General features: G+C 67.8%; 21 protein-coding genes. 18 read left to right on the forward strand and 3 right to left on the reverse strand.

The genetic code is table 11. From position 1 onward, the window contains the following. Nucleotides 1-4: 4 nt before the first annotated feature. The 5 genes from LG391_RS15120 (at nucleotide 5) to LG391_RS15140 (ending at nucleotide 4,496) form a co-directional block, all read left to right on the forward strand. Nucleotides 5-1,084, forward strand: a complete 1,080-nt coding sequence (locus LG391_RS15120) for a DUF2169 domain-containing protein (RefSeq protein WP_225768822.1) — start codon at nucleotides 5-7, stop codon at nucleotides 1,082-1,084. Nucleotides 1,085-1,338: 254 nt separating this feature from the next. Then, nucleotides 1,339-2,742 (forward strand): PAAR-like domain-containing protein, encoded by a 1,404-nt coding sequence (locus LG391_RS15125; protein ID WP_225768823.1) that lies wholly within the window; start codon nucleotides 1,339-1,341, stop codon nucleotides 2,740-2,742. Nucleotide 2,743: 1 nt separating this feature from the next. Further along, a complete protein-coding gene (locus LG391_RS15130; RefSeq protein ID WP_225768824.1) occupies nucleotides 2,744-3,196 on the forward strand; it encodes a YrhA family protein in 453 nt (150 codons plus the stop codon). Nucleotides 3,197-3,427: 231 nt separating this feature from the next. After that, the gene (locus LG391_RS15135; protein WP_225768825.1) at nucleotides 3,428-3,868 is read left to right on the forward strand and encodes a hypothetical protein; all 441 of its coding nucleotides are present in this window, start codon (nucleotides 3,428-3,430) and stop codon (nucleotides 3,866-3,868) included. A 160-nt stretch (nucleotides 3,869-4,028) separates the two neighbouring features. Then, on the forward strand, nucleotides 4,029-4,496 hold the full coding sequence (locus LG391_RS15140) for an SMI1/KNR4 family protein (protein ID WP_225768826.1): 468 nt from the start codon (nucleotides 4,029-4,031) through the stop codon (nucleotides 4,494-4,496). Nucleotides 4,497-4,646: 150 nt separating this feature from the next. On the opposite strand, the gene LG391_RS15145 is transcribed toward LG391_RS15140, so the two are convergent. The 3 genes from LG391_RS15145 to LG391_RS15155 form a co-directional block, all read right to left on the reverse strand. Next, nucleotides 4,647-5,186 carry a hypothetical protein gene (locus tag LG391_RS15145; protein WP_225768827.1) on the reverse strand — a complete coding sequence of 180 codons (540 nt, stop codon included), beginning with the start codon at nucleotides 5,184-5,186 and terminating at the stop codon, nucleotides 4,647-4,649. 11 nt (nucleotides 5,187-5,197) lie between these two features. Further along, a complete protein-coding gene (locus tag LG391_RS15150) occupies nucleotides 5,198-5,992 on the reverse strand; it encodes a hypothetical protein (RefSeq protein ID WP_225768828.1) in 795 nt (264 codons plus the stop codon). 78 nt (nucleotides 5,993-6,070) lie between these two features. Further along, nucleotides 6,071-6,547, reverse strand: coding sequence for a type VI secretion system tube protein Hcp (locus tag LG391_RS15155; protein WP_225768829.1), 477 nt, complete (start codon nucleotides 6,545-6,547; stop codon nucleotides 6,071-6,073). A gap of 557 nt (nucleotides 6,548-7,104) precedes the next feature. Here LG391_RS15155 and LG391_RS15160 point away from each other — a divergent pair. The 13 genes from LG391_RS15160 to tssK all read left to right on the forward strand — a co-directional run bounded on the left by LG391_RS15160 (nucleotide 7,105) and on the right by tssK (nucleotide 22,610). Next, entirely contained in the window at nucleotides 7,105-7,407 is a 303-nt protein-coding gene (locus LG391_RS15160; protein ID WP_225768830.1) for a hypothetical protein, read from the forward strand. Between the two features lie 165 nt (nucleotides 7,408-7,572). Next, nucleotides 7,573-8,685 (forward strand): type VI secretion system protein TssA, encoded by a 1,113-nt coding sequence (gene tssA / locus LG391_RS15165; RefSeq protein ID WP_225769360.1) that lies wholly within the window; start codon nucleotides 7,573-7,575, stop codon nucleotides 8,683-8,685. A gap of 54 nt (nucleotides 8,686-8,739) precedes the next feature. Then, the gene (gene tssB / locus LG391_RS15170; protein WP_225768831.1) at nucleotides 8,740-9,273 is read left to right on the forward strand and encodes a type VI secretion system contractile sheath small subunit; all 534 of its coding nucleotides are present in this window, start codon (nucleotides 8,740-8,742) and stop codon (nucleotides 9,271-9,273) included. A 5-nt stretch (nucleotides 9,274-9,278) separates the two neighbouring features. Continuing rightward, the gene (tssC, locus tag LG391_RS15175) at nucleotides 9,279-10,778 is read left to right on the forward strand and encodes a type VI secretion system contractile sheath large subunit (RefSeq protein WP_225768832.1); all 1,500 of its coding nucleotides are present in this window, start codon (nucleotides 9,279-9,281) and stop codon (nucleotides 10,776-10,778) included. A gap of 25 nt (nucleotides 10,779-10,803) precedes the next feature. Then, nucleotides 10,804-12,318, forward strand: a complete 1,515-nt coding sequence (gene tssC / locus LG391_RS15180) for a type VI secretion system contractile sheath large subunit (RefSeq protein ID WP_225768833.1) — start codon at nucleotides 10,804-10,806, stop codon at nucleotides 12,316-12,318. A 40-nt stretch (nucleotides 12,319-12,358) separates the two neighbouring features. Next, nucleotides 12,359-13,159 carry a type VI secretion system accessory protein TagJ gene (locus tag LG391_RS15185; protein WP_225768834.1) on the forward strand — a complete coding sequence of 267 codons (801 nt, stop codon included), beginning with the start codon at nucleotides 12,359-12,361 and terminating at the stop codon, nucleotides 13,157-13,159. A gap of 16 nt (nucleotides 13,160-13,175) precedes the next feature. Further along, entirely contained in the window at nucleotides 13,176-13,670 is a 495-nt protein-coding gene (gene tssE / locus LG391_RS15190) for a type VI secretion system baseplate subunit TssE (protein WP_225768835.1), read from the forward strand. After that, nucleotides 13,663-15,474 (forward strand): type VI secretion system baseplate subunit TssF, encoded by a 1,812-nt coding sequence (tssF, locus tag LG391_RS15195; protein WP_225768836.1) that lies wholly within the window; start codon nucleotides 13,663-13,665, stop codon nucleotides 15,472-15,474. The genes tssE and tssF overlap by 8 nt, the downstream gene beginning before the upstream one ends. Beyond that, nucleotides 15,471-16,505 (forward strand): type VI secretion system baseplate subunit TssG, encoded by a 1,035-nt coding sequence (tssG, locus tag LG391_RS15200; RefSeq protein WP_225768837.1) that lies wholly within the window; start codon nucleotides 15,471-15,473, stop codon nucleotides 16,503-16,505. The genes tssF and tssG overlap by 4 nt, the downstream gene beginning before the upstream one ends. A 37-nt stretch (nucleotides 16,506-16,542) precedes the next feature. Beyond that, nucleotides 16,543-19,218 carry a type VI secretion system ATPase TssH gene (gene tssH, locus LG391_RS15205; RefSeq protein WP_225768838.1) on the forward strand — a complete coding sequence of 892 codons (2,676 nt, stop codon included), beginning with the start codon at nucleotides 16,543-16,545 and terminating at the stop codon, nucleotides 19,216-19,218. Between the two features lie 48 nt (nucleotides 19,219-19,266). Next, nucleotides 19,267-20,601: a type VI secretion system-associated FHA domain protein TagH gene (gene tagH, locus LG391_RS15210; protein WP_225768839.1), complete on the forward strand. Its 1,335-nt coding sequence runs from the start codon at nucleotides 19,267-19,269 to the stop codon at nucleotides 20,599-20,601. A 174-nt stretch (nucleotides 20,602-20,775) separates the two neighbouring features. Continuing rightward, on the forward strand, nucleotides 20,776-21,264 hold the full coding sequence (tssJ, locus tag LG391_RS15215; RefSeq protein ID WP_225768840.1) for a type VI secretion system lipoprotein TssJ: 489 nt from the start codon (nucleotides 20,776-20,778) through the stop codon (nucleotides 21,262-21,264). Between the two features lie 5 nt (nucleotides 21,265-21,269). Beyond that, the gene (gene tssK / locus LG391_RS15220) at nucleotides 21,270-22,610 is read left to right on the forward strand and encodes a type VI secretion system baseplate subunit TssK (RefSeq protein ID WP_225768841.1); all 1,341 of its coding nucleotides are present in this window, start codon (nucleotides 21,270-21,272) and stop codon (nucleotides 22,608-22,610) included. The last annotated feature ends 1 nt before the right edge of the window (nucleotide 22,611 follow it).

Raw genomic sequence — 22,611 nt, forward strand, 5'->3', positions numbered from 1 at the left:
GCGCATGGAATTCCGCAACCACACGCCGTTTCCCGGCTTGGCGTTCAAGCAGTACAACGCGCGTTCGGAACTGAACGGCGTCCTGGCGCTGCGCGGCACCTTCGACATCCGTCCCGGCGAAGCGCTGACGGCGTCGGCCAGCCAGAGGCCGTTCCTGCTCAAGGACGAGTATGCCGGGGAAGGCCAGCGCGCCCACCTGCTGCGTCAGGCCGACTTCGTTCCGTTCAAGCCCGGCACGGACGTGACGGTGCTGGCCCGCGCCTATGCGCCCTCCGGCGAGCCGCAGCCTTCGTGGCTGGCCGGAATCAAGGTCGGGGACCGGCAGAAGCTGCTCCGGGTCCATGGCCCTCGTCACTGGCAGCCTGACGGGGACGGCTGGCGCATGGGCGAAGCCGCCCCGGCATCCGAAGTGCCGCTCAGCTACTATCTCGCCTATGGCGGCCCGGTCCCCAAGGCGGCCGAGGATGACAGGCCGCAGGACTGCTGCCGCTTCAATCCACTCGGTCCCGGATTGCTGGATCCAAAGCTGAGCCCGAAGGACCGGCCACTGCCGGCGCCGCGGATCGAGGCGGCGGACGAGCCGGTCACGGAATGGCACGAGGCATATCAGCCGCAGGGTCTGGCCCCGATCGCGCCTTGGTGGCGGTTCCGGGAACAGTATACCGGCACCTATGACGAGACCTGGCTGGCGACCCGGCACCCGTTCCTTCCGCCGGATTTCGACTACCGCTTCTACAACTGCGCCCATCCCGACTTGGTGTTCACACCGTGGCTGCACGGTGACGAAGAGATTCGGTTAGCCAATCTCTTCCGCGCCGCGCCGCTCTTGCCGTTCCGCCTGCCGGGGCTGCGGCTGGTCTGCGTGGTGCACCGGAAGACCGGCGAGACCGAGATCCTCGCGATGCCGCTCGACGGCGTCCACCTCGATCTCATCCACACCCCGCCGCATGTGACCCTGACTTGGCGCGTGGGCTTCGCGTGGCGCGAGGGCGTGCGAACCGTCGAGGCCCATGTGCTGGGACCGGCCGGGCGAAAACCCGCAGGCGACCGGCAGCCCGTTCCGGCGGAGGTGCGTCGTGATTGACAGCCGCGGATCATATCCGGTCGACGTCGGGAGCATGCCACCGGAGGTGGCGGCCCGGTATGGTTCGCTGATCGATCGGTTCCAGGCCCTGTCTCGAGCCAGCGACTGGACCCCCGCCGTCGCCATCCTGGCCGAGGCGGACGAACTGGGCAAACCCTATCGGGTGGGCGACACCGAAGACGGAGGAGCCCCCGCCGCAGGCACAGTGGACGACGACGCCGAAGGAGGCGATCCGCGACTCCTCAAAGCCGATCGTGCTGTCGCTGACACCGGATGTCTGCAAGACCCCGGTCGGCTCCTCCACCCCGCCGATCCCCTACTCGGTCTACGCCCTTCCAGGCGAGGACGAGAAGACGACGCCGACCGTATTCTTCACCGGCGAGCGCGCCTTCGTGCTGCGCTCGAACACCACCTGCACCCATGGCGACGAACCAGGATCGGCCAAGGGCATCAAGTCGGGAACCGTGGGAGACATCGCCGAACCGCTGGACCATTCGAGAACCGTGCGGGCGGAGGGGCAGCCGGTCATCCGACGTGAAGACCGGTTCTATCTGAACCGCGGGAACACGTTCGGCGAAGCCCAGATGGCGGGCGACAACACCACCTATGGCAACGGTGGCAACAGGGCCGACACGCGCGGCGCCGGCGAGCGGTTCGCCGACGGCTTCACTGAGAATGCGAGCGAGACCTGGGAGGGCGCGAAGAAGGTCGGGTCGGACGCCTTGGAGGGGGCGAAAAGCATCGCCTCCGATCTGTGGAACGATCCGCTGGGGACGTTGAGTTCGGCCGGGGAGAGCGTCGTGGGCGGCGTCACCGGGGCGGCCCAGTGGACCGGCGAGGTCGGCCAGAACCTGTGGAACGACCCAGGCGGCACTCTGGGCCGCGGCTGGGAGAACACGCAGAACGCGGCCGGCGCGGTCTGGCATGGCGTCTCCGATCCTTATGTCCAGGCCTATCGGGAAGGCGGGGTGGCACAGGCGCTGGGCCACGGCACCTTCGACGTGGTCAGGCTCGGGGTCGAGGCCCTGGCGACGAAGGGGGCGATCACCGTGGCCGGCAAGGCCGCCACCGCGGCCGGCGTCGCCCGCAAGGTCGGCGCGGCCGAAGGGGCGGCCGCCGGCGCAGTCGACGCGGCAGAGGATGTCGTGCCGGCCGCCCGAAAGGCGGAGCAAGCGACGGAGGAGATCGAGCGGGCGACACCTGATGAGAATGTCAGAATTTCAGCCCCTTTGAGGGGCAAGGAAATCGAACTCGTGAATATGAAAAAGCAGAAAATAAATTACAAGAAAAGATCGCCCGAGGACACCAAAAAACTCAGAGACGAATTCAATACCAGCGAGAGACGGAGCTTCTTGCAAAACATTGGCTCTGATCCAGATAAAATAGAGACGCTTCGGCAAGCAGGCCTATCAGATTCTGATATTCAGAAGATCGCATCTGGCAGAGTCCCTGACGGCTATCAAGTTCACCATAAACTCCCGCTTGATGACGGAGGAACAAACTCGTTTGAAAATCTAGTTCTTATAAAGAACGATCCTTTCCATAAAGCTCTTACCAACCTACAGAACGGGCTGACTAGAAATCTAGCTCCAGGCGATTCAATTACTGTAAACTGGCCAACTCCAGACGGGTTCGTCTATCCAACAGGAGGACAGTAGAATGGAAGATCTAGCCAAGCTTCTAAATCAGATCAAAGCCGAACGAGTAAAGTGGGGCGACCACACTCCTTCTGGAGCAAGCGAAGAGTGCTTGTCTAGGATTTCCGGACAAATCTCTCAAGAGTTCGGATATATGCTGGATCCAGGGCATCTAAATTTTTTTCGGCTATGCGATGGCCTTGATAACAATGGCTATCTTATATATAGCTCCGGTTGCAACAGTGAAGCAAATGTAGAAGATCTAATTTCCGCCAATCGCGCATGGCACGAGGATTCTGAAAAGAAAATTTACACTTTCATCGCAGAAAGTGGAGATTCTTTATTCTGCCACAATAATAATAGAGGAATATATTGCATGCTAGATCGGTATTCTTTAGATGAATACGAAGAATATGACAGCGCGGAGGAATTGTTGCGTTCCGTCCTAAAGAAAATGATCGATGAGCGAACTTAGCGTACAACAAAGAAATATTGTCTTAAGCCGAGCGAATGCAATGCGTAGGTCGTTCCGGAGAACATATGAGCGTCGAGCTAAAGCACTGCAAATATGGCAAAGATGAGCGGTTTGCACAAAGATCTGGCGTATGCGATCAAGAACTACCGCTTTGTGTATGGTCCCTTCAATACCGCCAGAGACGGGTCTACTCCTTCCAGGTACCTTCCACCACTTGAGTAGAGGCAAGAAATGAGCCACAGACCCGAGCTGGACAGAGATCTATCGCGAAGGATTGATGCCCTTCTTAAGGAATCTGGAGAAAAGAATCGTTCCGGGGACACTTGGTCCTCGATTGAAATCGCACTCAGGGCTTGGGACATTATACCCGAATCGAAGGAAGATTGGGATTTTTATCCACAGACGATAGCGGCCAGTTTGGTCAAAAAATATGCTCTACAAAAAGATATAGATCACCTAAGGAGATGGATTGATATAACATACACTGCGTATGACGATACTGAGCGCACCAATCATTTTGTCATGATGCTAGAAGGCTCATCTTTATTGGATGCTGGCCTCGATCGTGAGGCGATGGACGTATTTAGAAAGATATACGAGCGCTTTGGCGCAGAAGGATTCAGGGGCGATCAGAAAAAATATCTCGATTTATACTTGAAGGAAAAATCTTGATGGCGCCGGAAGAGCACTTGTCGGAGCAAGTCCATAACTATATATCTCATATTTCGAGAATCCTCGCTCAGTTCGACGCCTTCCAGCTCGCACGCGTCGGGGTCGAGGGGGCAGAGCCTGTGCGCCCCATCGGCTGAGGCCCGACCGGCGAGGAGACGAGATGTCAGCCGTCGATACCACCATTCAACTGATTCTCGATTCCGGGGAATCGTATCGTCCAGGAAGCGGCGCCACGGATGACATGCTTTTTGCATTCGAGGGCAGATTGGGCGTGAAATTCCCGCCTTCCTACAGGCACTTTCTTGCAAGGATGGGCACGCTCAGCTTTATGGGTCACCAATTTTACGGCATCACGAAGAGCGGCCTTAACGCACAGTCAATTCCATGCGTTCTATGGGCTACCGAGCGCTCTCGCGAAAAAGGTCACATCACGGACTCGATGTTGCGCATCAAGATGTCCGGTCACGGCCCGTTCTATGTGATTGATCTGTCGCAGACAGATGCCGAGGGAGAAGGACCCGTCCTGGAATTGCCGGTTCAGGGAATATCCGGCGGGTCGGAGAAGATAGCCGACGATTTCGGAAGCTTCTTCCTCGATGAAATCACCTCTGCTTTGGCAGACCGCTAGGCCGGATGGCCATGCCGGAGACTGCAAAAACAGCGTAGCAACACAAGCCGCCGCCCACATGGACGATGCGACCGCGCATGGCGGCCGCATCGTCCAGGGAGTCTCCTTGATCGGAGCCAGTTGAACCGACCGGTGATTCCGGCCGGCGGCTCACGCCGCCGCCGCCACCCGGTCTTCCTCGCGCAGCGTCACCGCGATCACCGCCAGCGCGGCCAGCAGGCGGGCGCCGGCCGGCCGCTGCGATTCGGCCGAATCGGACGGGCTCCGCGCCGGGCGGCCGCCGCCGAGGGCGACCGACCGGATCTCCGCCCCGTCGGTGCCGGGAATCAGCCGCGTCAGGGCCGCGTCGAACAGGCGCGACGGCCGCAGCCCCCCGCTGCCGCCGCTCTCCTCCGCCCCGGCCAGCCGGTCGCGGGCGATGCGGCAGGCCTGGACCGCCAGCGCCTCGTCCTGCGCCGGCGAGGCCGAGGAGGCGGCCGGCCCGGACGGGAGCCGCCAGGCGAGCCGGCTGCGGAAGCCGGGCAGCGACGGCCCGAGCTCGGAGACGGCCCATTCCAGCAGCATGGCCTGGCGCTGGCGCCGCAGCGTCGCCGCCGCCGTGCCGGCGGCATCGGCCGCGGCGCCGAAGGCCGGCCCGTCGAGCTCGCGCAGAACCGCTCGGACCAGCTCGATCATCTGATCAGCACGCATGGTCGTCACCCTCAACTGACGGGAATGGAAGGCACCGGGGCGGGATTCGGCGCGGCCGGTGCCGGAATCGGGTTCGGCGCGGCGACCGGGGCTTCCTGCACCAGCGGCCGCGACGCCGGGATCCGGCTCACATCGACATCCGGGGACAACCCGATGGCCGGCGCCGGAACCTGATTCGACGCCGCCGGCGCCGGAACCGGGCTCGGGCTCGGCGCGGCAGCGCCCTCCCCCTGCGGCAGCGGCCGCGACGCGCGGATCCGGCTCATGTCGATATCCGGGGACAGCCCGGCGCGCGCCTGCAGCGTCGGCGCCGCCACCGGCTCGGCCTCGCCGATGGTGTTGACCAGGCCGGAGACCGAGACGATCAGGCCGCTCAGATCGTTGATGGTCGAGGCCTGCTCGGGCACCGTGGCGGCATTCCGGCTGGTCGACACGCGGGTCCGGCCGAGGGCCAGGCTGACCTGGCGTTCGGCCTTCTGCAGCTCAGCATACTGATCCGGATTCACGCGGCGGCCGCCCTGGTCGTCCAGGCTGGCCCTGGTCGCGACGATCTGCTGCTTCAGCTGCGTCAGCCGCTGCCGCATGGTTTCGACCGTGCGGTCGAGCGTGAGGCGCGAGGTTTCCGTCTTGCGGGCCAGGGCCTCGGCCGACAGCGGCGCCTCGGCGACCAGCGTCGGGGCCGGTGCCGCGGGCTCCGGCCCCTTGGCATAGCCCGGAAACACCTTCTGATCGGGGATCTCCTGGCCGCAGGCCGCCGCCAGCAGGGACAGCGCCAATGCGGTGACCGGAGGTTTGATCGGCATCATCGGCAGCACCTTTCGCGAATGGGGAACGGGCCGGGACCCGCGACGGGTCCCGGCCGGCCAATCACCCTCGCCGTCCCGTCACCCGCGCAGCGTGGTGCCGACGTCGTAGCTCGCCACTTGGTTGCTGACGGGCTTATGGTTCTCGTCATAGGTGGTGTACTTCAGATCCACCTTGGTGAAGTTCAGCGTGATCTCCTCCACCGGGCGGTCGCCCGTGGTGTTGATCTGGTAGCCGCTGACCAGCGCGTTGGTCAGCTTGTACTCCATGTAGGTGCTGCCCGGGCTGCCGGTGGTGACCAGGTGGATGGTCACGGCCTTGCCCTGGTTGCCGGTGGCGGCGGCCTCGAACAGCTTCAGGGACGCGCCGTCCATCGCCTTGGTCAGGCGGATCTCACCGATCACCGGCTCGGAAGCCTCGCGGTTCTGGGAGGATCCGGACGGCGTGGAGACGGCCCGGTGGACGCCCCAGTTCAACGACGCCACATCCATCCACTTCTTGTGGTTCTCCTGCGTGGCATCGCCCTGGATGCCATCGATCTGAACGTAGATCGCCATGGTCCCTCACGTCTCCTTTCTTAGGAAATTAGATGCGAACGGCATCACCGGTACAGGGATCCGGCTCTGTCACGAGGGGCCCCGGCAATCCAGAGCACCCCGGTCCATGAAGTTCCTTGGAATGCCTTCCCAAATCACAGACGATTGCTGTCATGCCCAGACACTACCCGCCCGAACAGCTATAATCTGCGGGCGCCCTCTGACACATCAGCGTCACATTTCAATCCAGATCCCCCAGGGTGACTCAAGCCCGCTCGAGACACATGCATCTATACACAGGATTATGGAATCTGGAAGGCGAAAGACATTTATCGCATAATCGATATTAGCAAGCTCGAAGGAGGTCCTCGGTGCGGTTTTGTCGGACAATTGTCGCGCTGGCGGCGGGCGCAACCCTGCCTCTCGGCGCCATTTCGGCCCAGCAGCCCGAGTCGCCGCTGCCGCCGCCCAATGCGGAGGCGCCCCCCTATTATAAGAAGCTCTCTCTCGAGGGCGACTTCAGAACAGACCCTTTTCCCATCGGTGTCGTCGCCGGCGGCCGTTACTCCGTCTCCCGCATGGGCCGCGACTGCATCGGCAACATCACCGCCGAGCGCCCCGACGTGACGGTCGAGTTCAAGGACGGGAAGCGCCCCCTCACCCTCTATGCCGCCGCCGGGTCGGACACCGCGCTCCTCGTCCACACCCCGGGCGGAAAGTGGCTGTGCGCGGACGACACCACCGATGGCGGCATGAACCCGGCGCTGACCTTCGACCATCCCGAGAACGGCATCTATGCCGTCTGGGTCGCCGCGGTCGACACCTCCAGCCGTCCGGTCCCGGCGGTGCTGGCGATCAGCGAATTTCCCCCATCCTGGTGACATGCATGGCCGGGCGGATCATTTCCCTATTATGACCAAGTGACGCTTCGCGGCTCCCACACGCTAGGATATGCCGCTATGCTCAAGAGAATCCCGGCCCATGATAAGACAGATTTGTGACACGATCGGCATTAAGCGAGCAGCCCGGTGCAAACTCCTGAGGTCGTGAACATCCAGACGCTGCTGGCGCCCGTCCCGGGGTCGAGCCCGACCGGGACGGATCCGCGGTCGGACATGTCGTCCGTCGCCGCGTTCCAGCGGCTTCGGGACTTGCGGGCGCAGGCCCGGGCGCAGGAGCGCGCGGCCGATGCCGAGGAGGACGCGGCGCAGCCGACGGCGGAGTGGCGCCAGATCGTCGCCGCCGCCGGCGAGATCCTGGCGGGGCAGTCGAAGGATCTCGAGGTCGCCGCCATGATGGTGGAGGGGCTGACGCGGCTGCACGGCTATGCCGGGCTGCGCGACGGCTTCCGGCTGCTGCACGCCCTGGTCGAGCGGCACTGGGACGGCCTGCACCCCGCCCCCGACGAGGACGGCCTCGCGACCCGCCTGCGCCCGATCACCGGGCTGAACGGCGAAGGCGCCGAGGGCACGCTGATCCAGCCCATCCGGAAGATTCCGCTGATCCGGGGGCAGCAGGCCGACTATGCGCTGTGGCAGATCATGCAGGCGGGCGAGGTCGCCACGCTGGACGACGACCGGCGGCAGCAGCGCCTGGCGGCCGGGGCCCAGGATCTCGACGCGGTCACCGCCGCGGCCCAGGCGATGGACGCGACGGAGGTGTCGACCACGCTCGCCGATATCGTCGGCGCCCAGGACGCCTTCCTGCAGCTGTGCCACAGCCTGGACCAGCTGTGCGGCGCCGAGTCCCCGCCGACATCGAACATCCGCAACGTGCTGGAGGCGGCCCGCGACGCCCTGTTCCTGGCCCTCGGCGACCGCGGCCAGTCCTTGCGGCAGGCGCTCGGCGGGTCGGCGGGCTCTTCCGCCGCGGCGCCGCCGGCGCCGCGCCCCCAGCCCAACGGGTCCGGGCCGGATGCGTCCCCCGCGGCGCCCCCCGCCGACGGGATCCGCGACCGCGAGGACGCGCTTCGCCTGGTCGAGCAGGCGGCCGCCTGGTTCCGCCGGGTGGAGCCCCAGGCGCCGATTTCCTACACGCTGCAGGAGGCGGTGCGCCGGGCCCGCCTGCCGCTGCCCGATCTGATCGACGAGCTGATCCGGGACGATGCCGCCCGGGGTGATTTTCTGGTGGTCGCCGGCATCAGGTCCCGCGGCGCGTAAGGCCGCGGCCGTGCGTCTCGGGAGCAACGCATTGAACAAGACGAGGTCGAGGTGATGATGTCCAGCATTCACGACAAGCTCGAGCGTGTCCGCAAGCCGCGCGTCCACATCACCTACCAGGTCGAGACCGAAGGCGCGGTCATCGAGAAGGAGCTGCCGTTCGTGGTCGGCGTCCTCGGCGATTTCTCCGGGGACCCGACCCAGCCGCTGGCGCCGCTGCGCGAGCGCAAATTCGTGCAAATCGATCGCGACAACTTCAACGACGTCATGGCGCGGATCGCGCCGGGCCTCAACCTCCGGGTCGAGAACACGCTGAAGGACGACGGCACCGAATTCTCCGTCAACCTGGCGTTCAAGTCGCTCGACGACTTCGAGCCGGCCGCGGTCGTCCAGCAGGTCGAGCCGCTGCGCAAGCTGATGGAGACCCGGAACCGGCTGCGCGACCTGATGACCAAGATCGACCGCTCCGAGGATCTCGAAGCCCTGCTCGAGCAGGTGCTGCAGAACAAGGAGCAGCTGTCCCGGCTCTCGCACGAGCTCGGCACCCAGGACGTGCCCCCCGCGGGCGACGGCGGAACCAAGGAGTAAGGGCCATGGCCGTGGAAAAATCCCAGACCCAGACCGCCGGCCGGACCGTCGAGACGACGACCTCGCTGCTCGACCAGGCGATCTCGGCCACGCGGCAGACCGAGCCCGAGCGCGCCCAGGAGCTGCTGCGCACCCTGACGGAAGAGGCGCTGAAGGGCACGGTCACCTATGACCGCAACCTGACCGCGACGCTGAACCGGGCGATCAAGGTGATCGACGAGCAGCTCTCCCGCCAGCTGTCGGCGATCATGCATCACGAGAAGTTCAGGCAGCTCGAGGGCTCCTGGCGCGGGCTGCATCACCTGGTCAGCAACACGGAGACGAGCGCCATGCTCAAGATCCGTGTCATGAACGTCTCGAAGCGCGAGCTGTACCGCGACCTGAACAAGGCGGTGGAGTTCGACCAGAGCCAGATCTTCAAGAAGATCTACGAAAGCGAGTTCGGCACCCCCGGCGGCGAGCCCTATGGCGCGCTGATCGGCGACTACGAATTCTCGAACCACCCCGAGGATGTCGAGCTGCTGCAGCATATCAGCCAGGTCTCGGCGGCCGCCTTCGCCCCCTTCGTCTCGGCGGCGGCCCCGGCCCTCTTCGGCTTCAGCGACTTCACCGAGCTGTCGCGGCCGCGCGACCTGGAGAAGATCTTCGAGGCCCAGGAATACGCGAAGTGGCGCAGCTTCCGCGACAGCGAGGACAGCCGCTTCGTCACCCTGACCATGCCCCGGGCCCTGGCCCGGCTGCCCTATGGCGACAGCACCCGCCGGATCGACGAGTTCGACTTCGAGGAGGCGCCGATCGACGCCGACGGCACCCGCCGCGCGATGGCGCATGACCATTACTGCTGGATGAACGCGGCCTATGTGATGGGCGCGCGGCTGACCGACGCCTTCGCCCGGTTCGGCTGGTGCACCGCCATCCGCGGCGCCGAGGGCGGCGGCAAGGTCGAGGGGCTGCCGTTCCACACCTTCGTCAGCGACGACGGCGATCCCGATCACAAGTGCCCGACCGAGATCGGCATCACCGACCGCCGCGAAGCCGAGCTGTCGCGCCTCGGCTTCCTGCCGCTCTGCCACTACAAGAACACCGACTACGCGGTGTTCTTCGGCGCCCAGAGCACGCAGAAGCCGAAGAAGTACGACCGGCCGGAGGCGACGGCGAACGCCGCCATCTCGGCCCGCCTGCCCTACATGATGGCCACGTCGCGCTTCGCCCACTACCTGAAGGTGATGGCGCGGGACAAGGTCGGCTCCTTCCTCGAGGCGGAGGATTGCGAGGCCTGGCTCAACCGCTGGATCATGAACTACGTCAACAACAACAAGGATGCGAGCCAGGAAATGAAGGCCCGCTATCCGCTGGCGGAGGCCAAGATCTCGGTCAAGGAGATCCCGGGCTCGCCCGGTGCCTACAACGCTGTCGCCTGGCTGCGGCCCTGGCTGCAGATGGAGGAGCTCACCACCTCGCTGCGCATGGTGGCGCGCATCCCGAACGCCGGCGGCAACGGTTGATCCCGGCCCGATGCCGGAAGGAGCCATGGGGCACGCCGGCCTGAGGCCGGAGCTGATCGACCGCATCTTCGCCGGCGGGGGGTGGGACGCTGCCGACGGGGCCGGGCCCGTCGTCTCGTTCCTGGCCGAGCCCCGCCCGGCGGAGGCGCTCAGCCTATGGTTCGGGCGAGCGGAGGCTGCGCGCCTGCTGCGCGACCGCCGGGCGCTGCGCGCGGCGATCGACCGCGACATCGCCGGAATCGACGCCCTGATCTCGGCGCAGCTCGACGTCATCCTGCACGCGCCCAGGCTGCAGCAGCTCGAGGCGAACTGGCGGGGCGTCGCCTATCTGGTCGACGGCGCCGCCGGTACCGCTGCCAAGATCCGCCTGCTGGATATAGGCTGGACGGAGGTTTGCCGCGATCTCGAGCGGGCGATCGAGTTCGACCAGAGCCAGTTGTTCCAGAAGATCTACGAGCAGGAGTTCGGGACGCCCGGTGGCGAGCCGTTCGGCGTCTTGGTGGGCGCCTACGAAATGCGGCACGCGCCGGCGCCAGGCCACCCGACCGACGATGTCGCGGGGCTGCGGGGCATGGCGCAGATCGCCGCGGCCGCCTTTGCGCCATTCATCGCCGGGGCGCATCCGACGCTGCTGGGCGTCAGCAGCTTTGCCGAGCTGGGCCAGCCGATCGAGCTTTCGCACGGCTTTCGCGCCCCCGACTACGCCCGCTGGCACGCGCTGCGGGACACCGAGGAGGCCCGGTTCCTCGGCCTCACCGCCCCCCGGATCCTGATGCGGCTCCCCTGGGCCGATGACGGCAGCCGGGCCGACGGCTTCTGCTATCGCGAGGACGTCTCCGCCCCCGACCTCTCCGGTTATTGCTGGGCTCCCGCGGCCTTCGCCTTCGCCGGCACGCTGATCCGCGCCTTCGACCAGTTCGGCTGGTTCGCCGAAATCCGCGGCGCCGCCGCGCAGGGCGGCAGCGGCGGGCTGGTGACGGACCTGCCCAGCATGTCCTTCGGCACCGACCGCCCTGGAATCGGCTACAAGATCGCTCTCGACGTCGAACTGCCCGATGCGATCGAAAAGGACCTGACCGATCTCGGCATTGTCGTCCTGTCCCGCGCGCGGGACACGCCCCATGCCGTGTTCCACGGCAACCCGTCCCTGCAGCGGCCGCGGGGCGACAGCCGGCAGCCGGCGGCGACCGCCAATGCCCGGTTGTCGGCCATGCTGCAATACATCTTCTGCATCAGCCGCTTCGCGCACTACGTCAAGGTGATCGGCCGCGACCGCATCGGCGCCTTCCAGACCGTCGAGGACTGCCAGGAATTCCTGCGCCGCTGGCTGCTCGGCTACTCGGTCGCCAGCGACACCGCCACCAGCGAGCAGCGCGCCCGCTATCCGCTGCGCGAGGTCGACGTCTCGGTGCGCGAGCTGCCCGGGCGACCGGGCCTGTATGGCTGCGTCATCCACCTGCGGCCGCATTTCCAGTTGGACCAGGTGGCGTCGAGCTTCCGCCTGGTCACCGAAATCGCCCATGCCGGCCAGGCCGCATGATGCCGCCGGCCGGGTCGAGGAAACGAGTCGAGGATCCGACATGACCACTGCGACCGAGCATTTCCAGGCCGGCCGCCTGGCCGAGGCCCTCGCCGCCGCCCTGGCCGAGGTGAAGGCCGCCCCCGGCGCCACGGCCAAGCGGGTCTTCCTGGCGGAGCTGCTGTGCTTTGCCGGCGACTTCGAGCGGGCCGACCGCCAGCTCGACGTCGTCGGCGACCAGGACCCCGGGGCGGCGCTGGGTTTGGCCCTGTTCCGCCAGCTGATCCGTGCCGCCCAGGCCCGGGCCGAGCATTTCACCGCCGGGCGTCTGCCGGAATTCCTGGATCCGCCGGCCCCGCATCTGCAGCGCCTGCTCGAGGCGGGGCTGGCCCTGCGCGACGGGCAGGGCGCCGAGGCCGGCCGCCTCGCCGCCGAGGCGGAGGCCCTGCGGCCACCCTGCCCCGGTCGCCTGGATGGGGCCGAGATCGACGACCTGCGGGACATCGACGACCTCGTCGCGCCGGTTTTCGAGGTGCTGACCAGCACCGGGAAATACTATTGGGTGCCGATGGAGCGCGTCGCCGCGATCGAGTTCCATGCGCCGGAGCGGCGGCGGGACCTGCTGTGGCGGCGCGTCTCGATCACCGTCCGGGACGGCCCGGAGGGCGATGTCTACCTGCCGGTGCTGTATGCCGGCGCCGCCGACGGTGCCGATGACGGCGCCAGGCTGGGCCGGGTTACGGAATGGCAGGGCGGGGACGGCACCCCGGCTCTCGGCATCGGGCAGCGCTGCTGGCTGGCGGGCGAGGCGGCGGTGCCGATCCTGCAGGCCGGCCGGTTCGAAGCCCGGCCGGCCGCCTGAGGCCGCGGAGCAGCGCATGGCCAAGGATGACGGCGCCCTCCTGCTCTCGGTGCTCGACCGGCTGCTCGCGGACGAGGCGGAACCGGCCATGCGCGGCGGCGTGCCGCGCGCGGCCCGGTCCCTGGCGGATATCCGCAACGGGGTCAGGCGCGACCTGGAGAACCTGCTGAACACGCGGGCGCGGCCGATCGCCTGGCCGGACGCCTGGGACGAGCTCCGCTCCGCCCTGACCGGCTATGGCCTGCCGGATTTCACCGCCCTGTCCATGACCTCCGCCGAAGACCGCGAGCGCTTCCGCGCGGTGATCGAGGCGACCATCCGGCGGTTCGAGCCGAGGTTCCGCTCCGTCACCGTCCGCCTGCTCGACAACGCCGAGGGGCTGGACCGCACGCTGCGGCTGCGGATCGACGCACTGATGCATGCCGAACCGTCGCCGGAGCCGATGACCTTCGATTCGGTGCTCGAACCGGTGAGCCGCAGCTTCTCGGTGACCTCGCGCAGCCATGGCTGAAGACCTTCTCGCCCATTATCAGCGCGAGCTGACCTATATCCGCCGCCTGGCCGGCGAGTTCGCCGACGCGCATCCGAAGATCGCCGGGCGGCTGCGGCTGAGCGGCGACGCCACGGACGATCCCTTCGTCGCCCGCCTGATCGAGGCCTTCGCCTATCTCAACGCGCGGATCCGGACCAAGCTCGACGACGACTTCCCGGAGCTGACGGATGCGCTGATCGGGGTGCTCTACCCGCACTATGCGGCGCCGATCCCGTCGATGGCGATCGCGCGGTTCGACTGCCGGTCGGACATGCGGGGCGCCTATCGCGTGCCGCAAGGGACCGAGGTCAGCACCGAGACCGTGGACGGCGAGGCCTGCCAGTTCCGGACCGGATACCCGCTGACCCTCTGGCCGATCGCGCTGGACACGGTCGCCTTCGGCGCCAGGCCGATGGCGGCGCCGCCCAACCCGCGGGCGGCGGGCGCCACCGCGATCCTGCGCATCGGCCTACGCTGCCTGAACGAGGCGGCGACCTTCTCCTCGCTCGGCATCGAGACGCTGCGCTTCCACCTGCCGGGCCCGGCGCAGCAGGCGCTGCCGCTCTACGAGCTGATCCACAACGACTGCCTGTCGATCGCGGTGGCCGACGGCCCGACCGATCCCAACCCTGCGATCCTGCCGGCCGAGGCGATCAAGCCGGTCGGCTTCGATCCCGGGGAGGGGCTGCTGCCCTATCCGGCCCGGTCGCATCTCGGCTATCGGCTGCTGACCGAATACTTCGCCTTCCCCGAGAAGTTCCTGTTCTTCGATCTCGAAGGGCTGGAAGCCAAGACGCTGCTCGACGCCGGCCGGCGGATCGAGATCTTCTTCTATCTGCGCCGCGGCTCGCCCGATCTGGAGCGCAGCGTCGGCACGGAATCCCTGGCGCTCGGCTGCACCCCGATCGTCAACCTCTTCCCCCTGCGGGCCGAGCCGATCACGGTGAGCCAGGCCACGACCGAATATCGCGTGGTCCCAGACTCCCGGCGGCCGACGGCGACCGAGGTCTATGCGATCGAACAGGTCGAGAGCTCGGACGACCGCGGCCAGGTGACCACCTTCGAGCCGTTCTACGCGCTCCGGCACGCCGGCGGCCGGCGGGCCTATTGGCATGCCGCGCGCCGCCCCGGCAGGCAGGGCGAGGCCGGAACGGAGGTCTTCCTGACCCTGGTCGACGAGGCCTTCGACCCGGCATCGTCGCCCAAGACGACGCTGTCGATCGACATCCTGTGCCTGAACCGGGACCTGCCGAGCCGCCTGCCCTTCGGCGGCGGCCATCCGCATCTGAGCGCGGCGGATACGTCCCCCGCGATCGACCGGGTCGCCTGCCTGACGCCGCCGACGCCGACGCTGCGCCCGGCCTTGGGCAAGCGCGGCCGCTGGCGGCTGGTCTCGCATCTCGCGCTCAACCACCTGTCGCTGACCGACGACACGGAGGGCATCGAGGCACTGCGCGAGATCCTGAAGCTCTACGATTTCCGGGATTCGCCGGAGACGCGGGCCGTGATCGACAGCCTGCTGAAGGTTTCCGGTCGCCGCGGTTCGGCGCGGCTGCCGGGCGACGCGCTCGGCGGCTTCGCCCGGGGCGTCGACGTGACCGTCGAGTTCGACGGCGAACGCTTCACCGCCGCCGGCCTCTACCTCTTCGCCTCGGTGCTGGAGCGCTTCCTCGGCCTTTATTGCAGCATCAATTCCTTCTCGCGGCTGACCGCCGTCATCCGTGGCCGCTCGCAGCCCCTGCGGCGCTGGCCGCCGCGGGCGGGGGAGACGGTGCTGCTGTGATCGACCGCCTGACCCGAAAACCCTGGAGCGTCGAGGCCTTTCAGGCCATCCGCCTGCTCGAGACCGTGGCCCGGAAGCGGGATCCGGGGCAAGACGGTCGCGGCCGCCCGATCGGCGAGGATCTGCCCCCATCCGGCGAGGCCGTGCGGCTGACGGGCACCACCTCCCTCGCCTTTCCGGCCGGCTCCGTCGCCCGGTTCGACCCGCCCGCTCCGGAGGAGGGCGGGCCGCCCCGGTTGGCCATCACCCTGTTCGGGCTGACCGGCCCGTCCGGCGTCCTGCCCAGCCACCTGACGGCCGAGGTCAGCCGCGCGGCCCGCCAGAAGCGTCCGGCGCTGAATGCGTTCCTCGATCTGTTCCAGCATCGGCTCGCCTCCTTCTTCTATCGCGCCTGGGCGAAGTACCGGCTGCCGATCGCTTATGAACGGGCGGGCGGCGCCGGGGACGGGATCTCCGATGCCCTGCGCGCCCTTGTCGGCCTGGGCACGCCGCACCTGCAGCGGCGCCTCGCGGTCGATGACGAGGCGATCATCCACTATGCGGGGCATTTCGCCCGCTGGCCGCGGTCCGCGGCGGCGCTCGAGGCCCTGCTGGGCGATTATCTCGGCCTGCCCGTGGCCGTGAAGCCGTTCGAGGGCGCCTGGCTGGCCCTGCCGCAGGAGGAACGCAGCATCCTGCCGACCGCGGCCTCGCCGGACGGCCAGTTCTGCCGGCTCGGGGTCGACGCCGTCGCCGGCGAGCGGGTGTGGGACCGGCGCGGCAAGTTCCAGATCCGGGTCGGCCCCGTATCCTGGGCGCGCTTCCAGACCCTGCTCCCGGGATCGGACGAGGTCCGCCGCCTGGCCGAGCTGACCCGCCTCTATGTCGGGCCCGGCCTCAGCTTCAACCTGCGCGTCGTGCTTGATCGCAGGGAGGTGCCCGAACCGCGGCTCGGCCCCGAGGCGTCACGGCTCGGCTGGACCAGCTGGGCCGTGTCGCAGCCGCCGCCTTCCGACCTGTCCGACGCCGTCTTCGAGCTGGACGATATCTGATCACCGCCGCACCGACCGACCGCAACACGAGCCCCGCATGGCCGCCATCGATCTGAAATCCCTCGTCGGCAAGCTGAATGCGCCATGCCGCCGCGCCCTCGAAGGCGCTGCCGGCCTGACCCTGTCGCGATCACAGTTCAACGTCGAGATCGAGCACTGGCTGGCCAAGCTGCTCGAGGACGAGCGGTCCGACCTTGCGGCCTGCCTGCGCCACTACGAGATCGCGGTCGAGCGGGTCGCGGCCGAGCTGGCCCGCGCCCTCGACCGGCTCAAGACCGGAAACGCCCATCCACCGGCCCTGTCGCCGTCCGTGGTCTCGCTTGGCCGCGAGGCCTGGCTCCTCGCCACGCTCGAATACGGCGAGGGGCAGATCCGCTCCGGGCATCTCCTGGTGGCTCTGCTGTCCGACGAGACGCTCGGCCAGCATGCGCGCGCGGCGTCGCCCTCTCTCTCCCGCATCCCGCCCGACGAGCTGCGCCGCAGGCTGGCCAGCATCACGGCGGCCTCGTCCGAGGCCGAGAGCGTCGAGCCGACGGCGCGCGCCGAGGGCGCCGCCCCCCGGTCGGCCGGTGCAGGACGGACCGAGGCGCTGGACCGCTACACGATCGACCTGACCGAGCGCGCCCGCACCGGCCGGCTCGACCCGGTGCTCGGCCGCGACGGCGAGATCCGGCAGGTCATCGACATCCTGACGCGGCGGCGGCAGAACAACCCGATCCTCACCGGCGAGGCCGGGGTGGGCAAGACCGCCGTGGTCGAAGGCTTCGCCTTGCGGATCGCCGCCGGCGATGTCCCGGAGGATCTGCGCAACGTCTCGCTGCGCACGCTCGACCTCGGCCTGCTGCAGGCCGGCGCCGGGGTGAAGGGAGAATTCGAGAACCGCCTGAAATCGGTGATCGAGGAGGTGCAGGCGAGCCCGCGTCCGATCATCCTGTTCATCGACGAGGCGCACACCCTGATCGGGGCCGGCGGCCAGGCCGGGCAAGGCGATGCCGCCAACCTGCTGAAGCCGGCCCTGGCCCGCGGCGAGCTGCGGACCGTCGCCGCCACCACCTGGTCCGAGTACAAGAAGTATTTCGAGAAGGATGCGGCTCTGACCCGCCGCTTCCAGGTGGTGAAGGTCGAAGAGCCGGGCGAGGCGGCCGCAATCGACATGATGCGCGGCGTCGTCCCGATGCTGGAGGCGCATCACGGCGTCCGGATCCTGGACGAGGCGGTCGCTGACTGCGTCCGGCTGTCCCACCGCTACGTCGCCGGCCGCCAGCTGCCCGACAAGTCGATGAGCCTGCTCGACACCGCCTGCGCCCGCGTGGCCATGGCCCAGGCCGCGACGCCCGAGGCGATCGAGGAGCGCCGGCGCCGGATCGAGCGGCTGGAGGCCGAGATCGCCATCCTGCGGCGCGAGGAGGCGACGGGCGGCGAGTCGGGGCGCATCGCCGATCTGCAGGCGCTGCGCGACCAGGCCGCGGCCGAGCACGAGGCGATGCGGAGCCGCTGGGAGGAGGAGCGCGGCCTGGTCGACCGGATCCGAGGGTTGCGCGACCGGATCGAGGCGGCCCAGGGCCTTGGCCCCGCGGCGGACGGGTCGGAGGCATCGCCTCCGTCCAATGCCGTCGAGGACGTCGCGGCGCTGCGCGCCGACTACGCCGAGGCCCGCCGGGCCCTGCGCGAGCTGCAGGGCGAGACGCCGCTGATCCCGGTCGAGGTCGACGCCCAGGCGGTCGCCGAGGTGGTGGCGAATTGGACGGGCATCCCGGTCGGCCGGATGGTGTCCGACGAGATTCGGTCGATCCTGGCGCTGGAGGACAGGCTGCGCGAGCGCGTCGTCGGCCAGAACCATGCCCTGGAGGCGGTGGCCCGGGCCATCCGCACCGCCCGCGCCAAGCTGACGGATCCACGCAAGCCGATCGGCGTGTTCCTGTTCCTCGGCCCCTCCGGCGTCGGCAAGACCGAGACCGCCCTGGCCCTGGCCGATCTGCTGTATGGCGGCGAGCAGAACCTGACGGTCATCAACATGTCGGAGTTCAAGGAGGAGCATAAGGTCTCGCTCCTGCTCGGGTCGCCGCCCGGCTATGTCGGCTACGGCGAGGGCGGGGTGCTGACAGAAGCGGTGCGCCGGCGCCCCTATTCCGTCGTGCTGCTGGACGAGCTGGAGAAGGCCCATCCCGGCGTCCAGGACATATTCTACCAGGTGTTCGACAAGGGCATGCTGCGGGACGGCGAGGGCCGGGACATCGACTTCAAGAACACCGTGATCATCCTGACCTCGAATGTCGGCACCGATCTTGTCGCCAAGCTCTGCGCCGATCCCGACACCGCCCCGGCGCCCGCCGACCTTGCCGCGGCGCTTCGCCCGGAGTTGCTGAAGACCTTCAAGCCGGCCTTCCTCGGCCGCCTGTCGGTGGTCCCCTTCCTGCCGCTGGACGAGGACACGATGCGCGGCATCGCCCGGCTGCAGCTCGAACGGATCCGGCGGCGCATCGCGGAATCCTACGGTGCGGGCTTCAGCTATGACGACAGCCTGGTGGACGAGCTTCGAGCCCGCGCGACCGAAAGCGAGAGCGGCGCCCGGGCCATCGAGCAGATCCTGGCGAACACGCTTCTGCCCGAGCTGGCCGCCGAGTGTCTCGCCCGCATGGCGGATTCCGCTCCTGTCCAGGACGTGAGCGTATCCGTCGACTCCCACGGCGCGATTCAATATCGTGTCTCATAGCCCGGTCAGGACTGTGCTCCCCCGCACCTTCGCCCGAGTTTCTCGGCCATGAAGCTCATCCTCGACCTCACCACCGGCGGTTCCGGCCTGTCCGGGAGCGACGCCACCAGGACCCTCGATCGTTGCGGCCTTACCCTGGGCCGCGGCCAGGACAATGATTGGGTGCTGGAGGACGGTTCGCGGTTCGTCTCGAAGAACCACTGCCTGATCGACTATGTCGACGGGCACTATGTGCTGTTCGACCTGTCGACCAACGGCACCTTCGTCAACGGCGCGGCGACTCCGGTCGGCCGGTCCGGCAGCGTCGTGCTGTCCGACGGGGACCGGATCGCGGTCGGCGACTACCATTTCCTGGTCCGCCTGTCCGGCGCGGACGCCCCGGCAGCCAGCCATTCGATCGATATCGACGATCCCATGGCCCTGCCCTTCGGCGTCGACACGGGGAGCGGCCCGAGGTTGCCCCCCCACCGGCCCGAGGAGACGGGGTGGCCGCCCCTGTCCGCACCGTCCCAGCGTTCCCCCTTCGAAGCCACATCCGATGACGGCTGGGCCCGTCCCGCCGAGCCCGACCATATCCCGGCGCAGCATGTGGCCATCCGGCCTCCCGCGCCGCAGTTCCGGGAAATTCCGGAGGACTGGGCCGAGGAGAGCCCGGCGCCGGCGGCAAGGCCTGCGCCCGTCCGGCCGATCCCGCGGGACTGGCATGACACGCCGGCACCGCCCTCCCCGCCCGCGCCGCCGCAGCCGGATCCGGCGCCTCCGCCCCCCGAGGCGCGGCCGCCCGCGCCCGCCGGCGCCGATCCCCTGCGCCCGATCCTCGAGGCGGCCGGCCTGGATCCCGAGCAGTTTCCGGCGGAGCGCGGCGAGGAGCTGGCACGCATGATCGGCCAGATCCTCCGCACCAGCGTGCGCGGCCTGCTCGAAGCGCTGGATGCGCGGTCGTCGCTGAAGACGGAGTTCCGGATCGAACGGACGGCGATCCAGCCGCGCAACAACAACCCGCTGAAGTTTGCCACGACGGTGGAGGAAGCGCTTGCCGCGATCCTGTCGCCGCCGCTTCCCGCCTTCGCCAAGGGGGCGGATGCGGTGGAGGAGGGGTTCCGCGATCTTCGCCGGCATCAGATCGGCACCATCGGCGGCATGGAGGCGGCGCTGCGGCATCTGCTCGACAGGCTGTCGCCGGATGCGGTGGCGGAAGCCGCGGGCGGCGCCTCCGGCGGGCTGGGTGCGGTGCTGCCGGCCACACGCAAGGCCCGGCTCTGGGATGCCTATGTCGCCCTGCACCGGCAGATGTCCGAGCGCGCCTCCGAGAATGTGCGGGATCTGTTCGGCAAATCCTTCGCCGAAGGATACGAGCGTCTGAGCGATCCTGTGCAGAAGTAATCGCAAGAAATTCGTACAGGATCAGTAACTGTGCCGAACGCGCACCCGTAATGAGGATGTAACGCATGCCGGCTATGGACAGAAGGGCGGGTTTTTTCCGCGGTCTGGCATCAGGACCAAACGCCTGATACACAGGACGGCAATGCTATTGGGCTGATGGGATAGGAGATGCGCTTGCAGAGGTTGATCGCGCTGATGGGCGTCGCTGCGCTGCTGGCGGGATGTGGGACCGCTGGGGCGATCAGCGACATGGTCGACCGGACGCTCGGCTTCAAGCCGGGGGACACGACGATCACCGTCGAGGCCGCGGCCAATGTGAATCCCGACGCCTCGGGTCGCCCGTCGCCGATCCTGGTCCGGATCTACCAGCTCAAATCAGGGGCGGCGCTGGAGCAGGCCGACTATTTCAAGCTGACCGAGAATCCCCAGGCCGTGCTCGGCGACACGCTGATCGGCAGCGAGCAGATGCTGCTGACGCCGGGCAACAGCCGGACGCTGTCGGTGCAGCTCGACCCCGCCGCCCGCCAGATCGGGGTGGTGGCGGGCTTCCGCGACATCGACCGGGCCCGGTGGCGCGCCGTGGAAAGCATCGATCCCGGCGATGTCGACGAGGTGACGATCCGTGTCGGCGCCTCCGACATCTCGATCAAGGTCGAGGACTAGACGGAATGGGCTGGGACAACAAGGTCGTCTGGGCGGAGGGGATGTTTCTCCGCACCCATCATTTCCAGCAATTCGACCGCTATGTCGAGAAGCTGGTGCGTGCCCGCGTCGCCGGCCTCCATCCCTATGGCTGGGGCATCCGCGAGCTGCGGATCAATCGCGACCTGCTGGGCACCGGCAAGTTCGCCGTCGCGGCGGTGTCGGGGGTGCTGGAGGACGGCACGCCGTTCGCGGTGCCGGAGGATGCCGACCATCCGCCGCCCCTGACGGTGCCGGAGAGCACCAGGAACGCCATCGTCTACCTGGCGGTGCCGGTCCGGCAGCCGGGGAACCCGGACATCGACCACGGCGACGCCAACGCGACGGCGCGCTACGCGACCGCGGAGTTCGAGGCGACGGACGCGAACGCCTTCTCCGCGGCCGTGGCCTCCCTGCAGGTGGCCCGGCTGAAGCTGCGCTACCTGCTCGAGACCGACGACCGGTCGGGCTATGTCTGCCTCGGCCTCGCGCGCATCGTCGAGGTCCGGGCCGACCGCTCCATCGTCCTCGACGACCGGTACATCCCGCCATGCCTGGCCCATGACGCCTCGGCCGCCCTGTCCGGCTACGCCGCCGAGCTGGTCGGGCTGCTGCACCATCGCGGCGAGGCCCTGGCCGGCCGGGTCAACGCTTCCGACGCCCGCGGCGTGGCCGAGGTGGCGGATTTCCTGCTGCTGCAGCTGGTTAACCGCGCCGAGCCCCTCTTCGCCCATGTTGCCGCCGCCGCCGGCATCCATCCGGAGCGGCTCTATGCCGCCATGCTCGAGTTGGCGGGAGAGGTCGCGACCTTCACCGGCCGAGACAAGCGGCCCGTGGCCTTCCCGCCCTATCGCCACGACGATCTGCAGTCCTGCTTCCAGGCGGTGATGATCGAGCTGCGCCAGGCGCTGTCCGCGGTGCTCGAGCAGAGCGCCGTTCCGATTCCGCTCGAGGAGCGGCGCTACGGCATCCGCGTCGCCTCGATCCATGACCGGACGCTGCTCGACCAGGCCGCCTTCATCCTCGCGGTTCGCGCCGACGTCCCGGCCGAGGCGGTGCGTCGGCACTTCCCGTCGCAGATCAAGATCGGGCCGGTGGAGCAGATCCGGAACCTGGTCAATGCAGCGCTGCCGGGCATCACCATCCGGCCGCTGCCGGTGGCGCCGCGCCAGCTGCCCTACCATCCGGGTGTGATCTATTTCGAGATGGACCGGAACAGCCGGCACTGGACCGAACTCAAGACCTCCGGCGGCATGGCGGTCCATGTGGCAGGCGAGTACCCGAACCTGCAGCTCGAATGCTGGGCCATCAAGGCGCAACGAGGATAGC

Origin of the sequence: Inquilinus sp. Marseille-Q2685 (assembly GCF_916619195.1) — a bacterium.
Lineage (GTDB): Bacteria > Pseudomonadota > Alphaproteobacteria > DSM-16000 > Inquilinaceae > Inquilinus.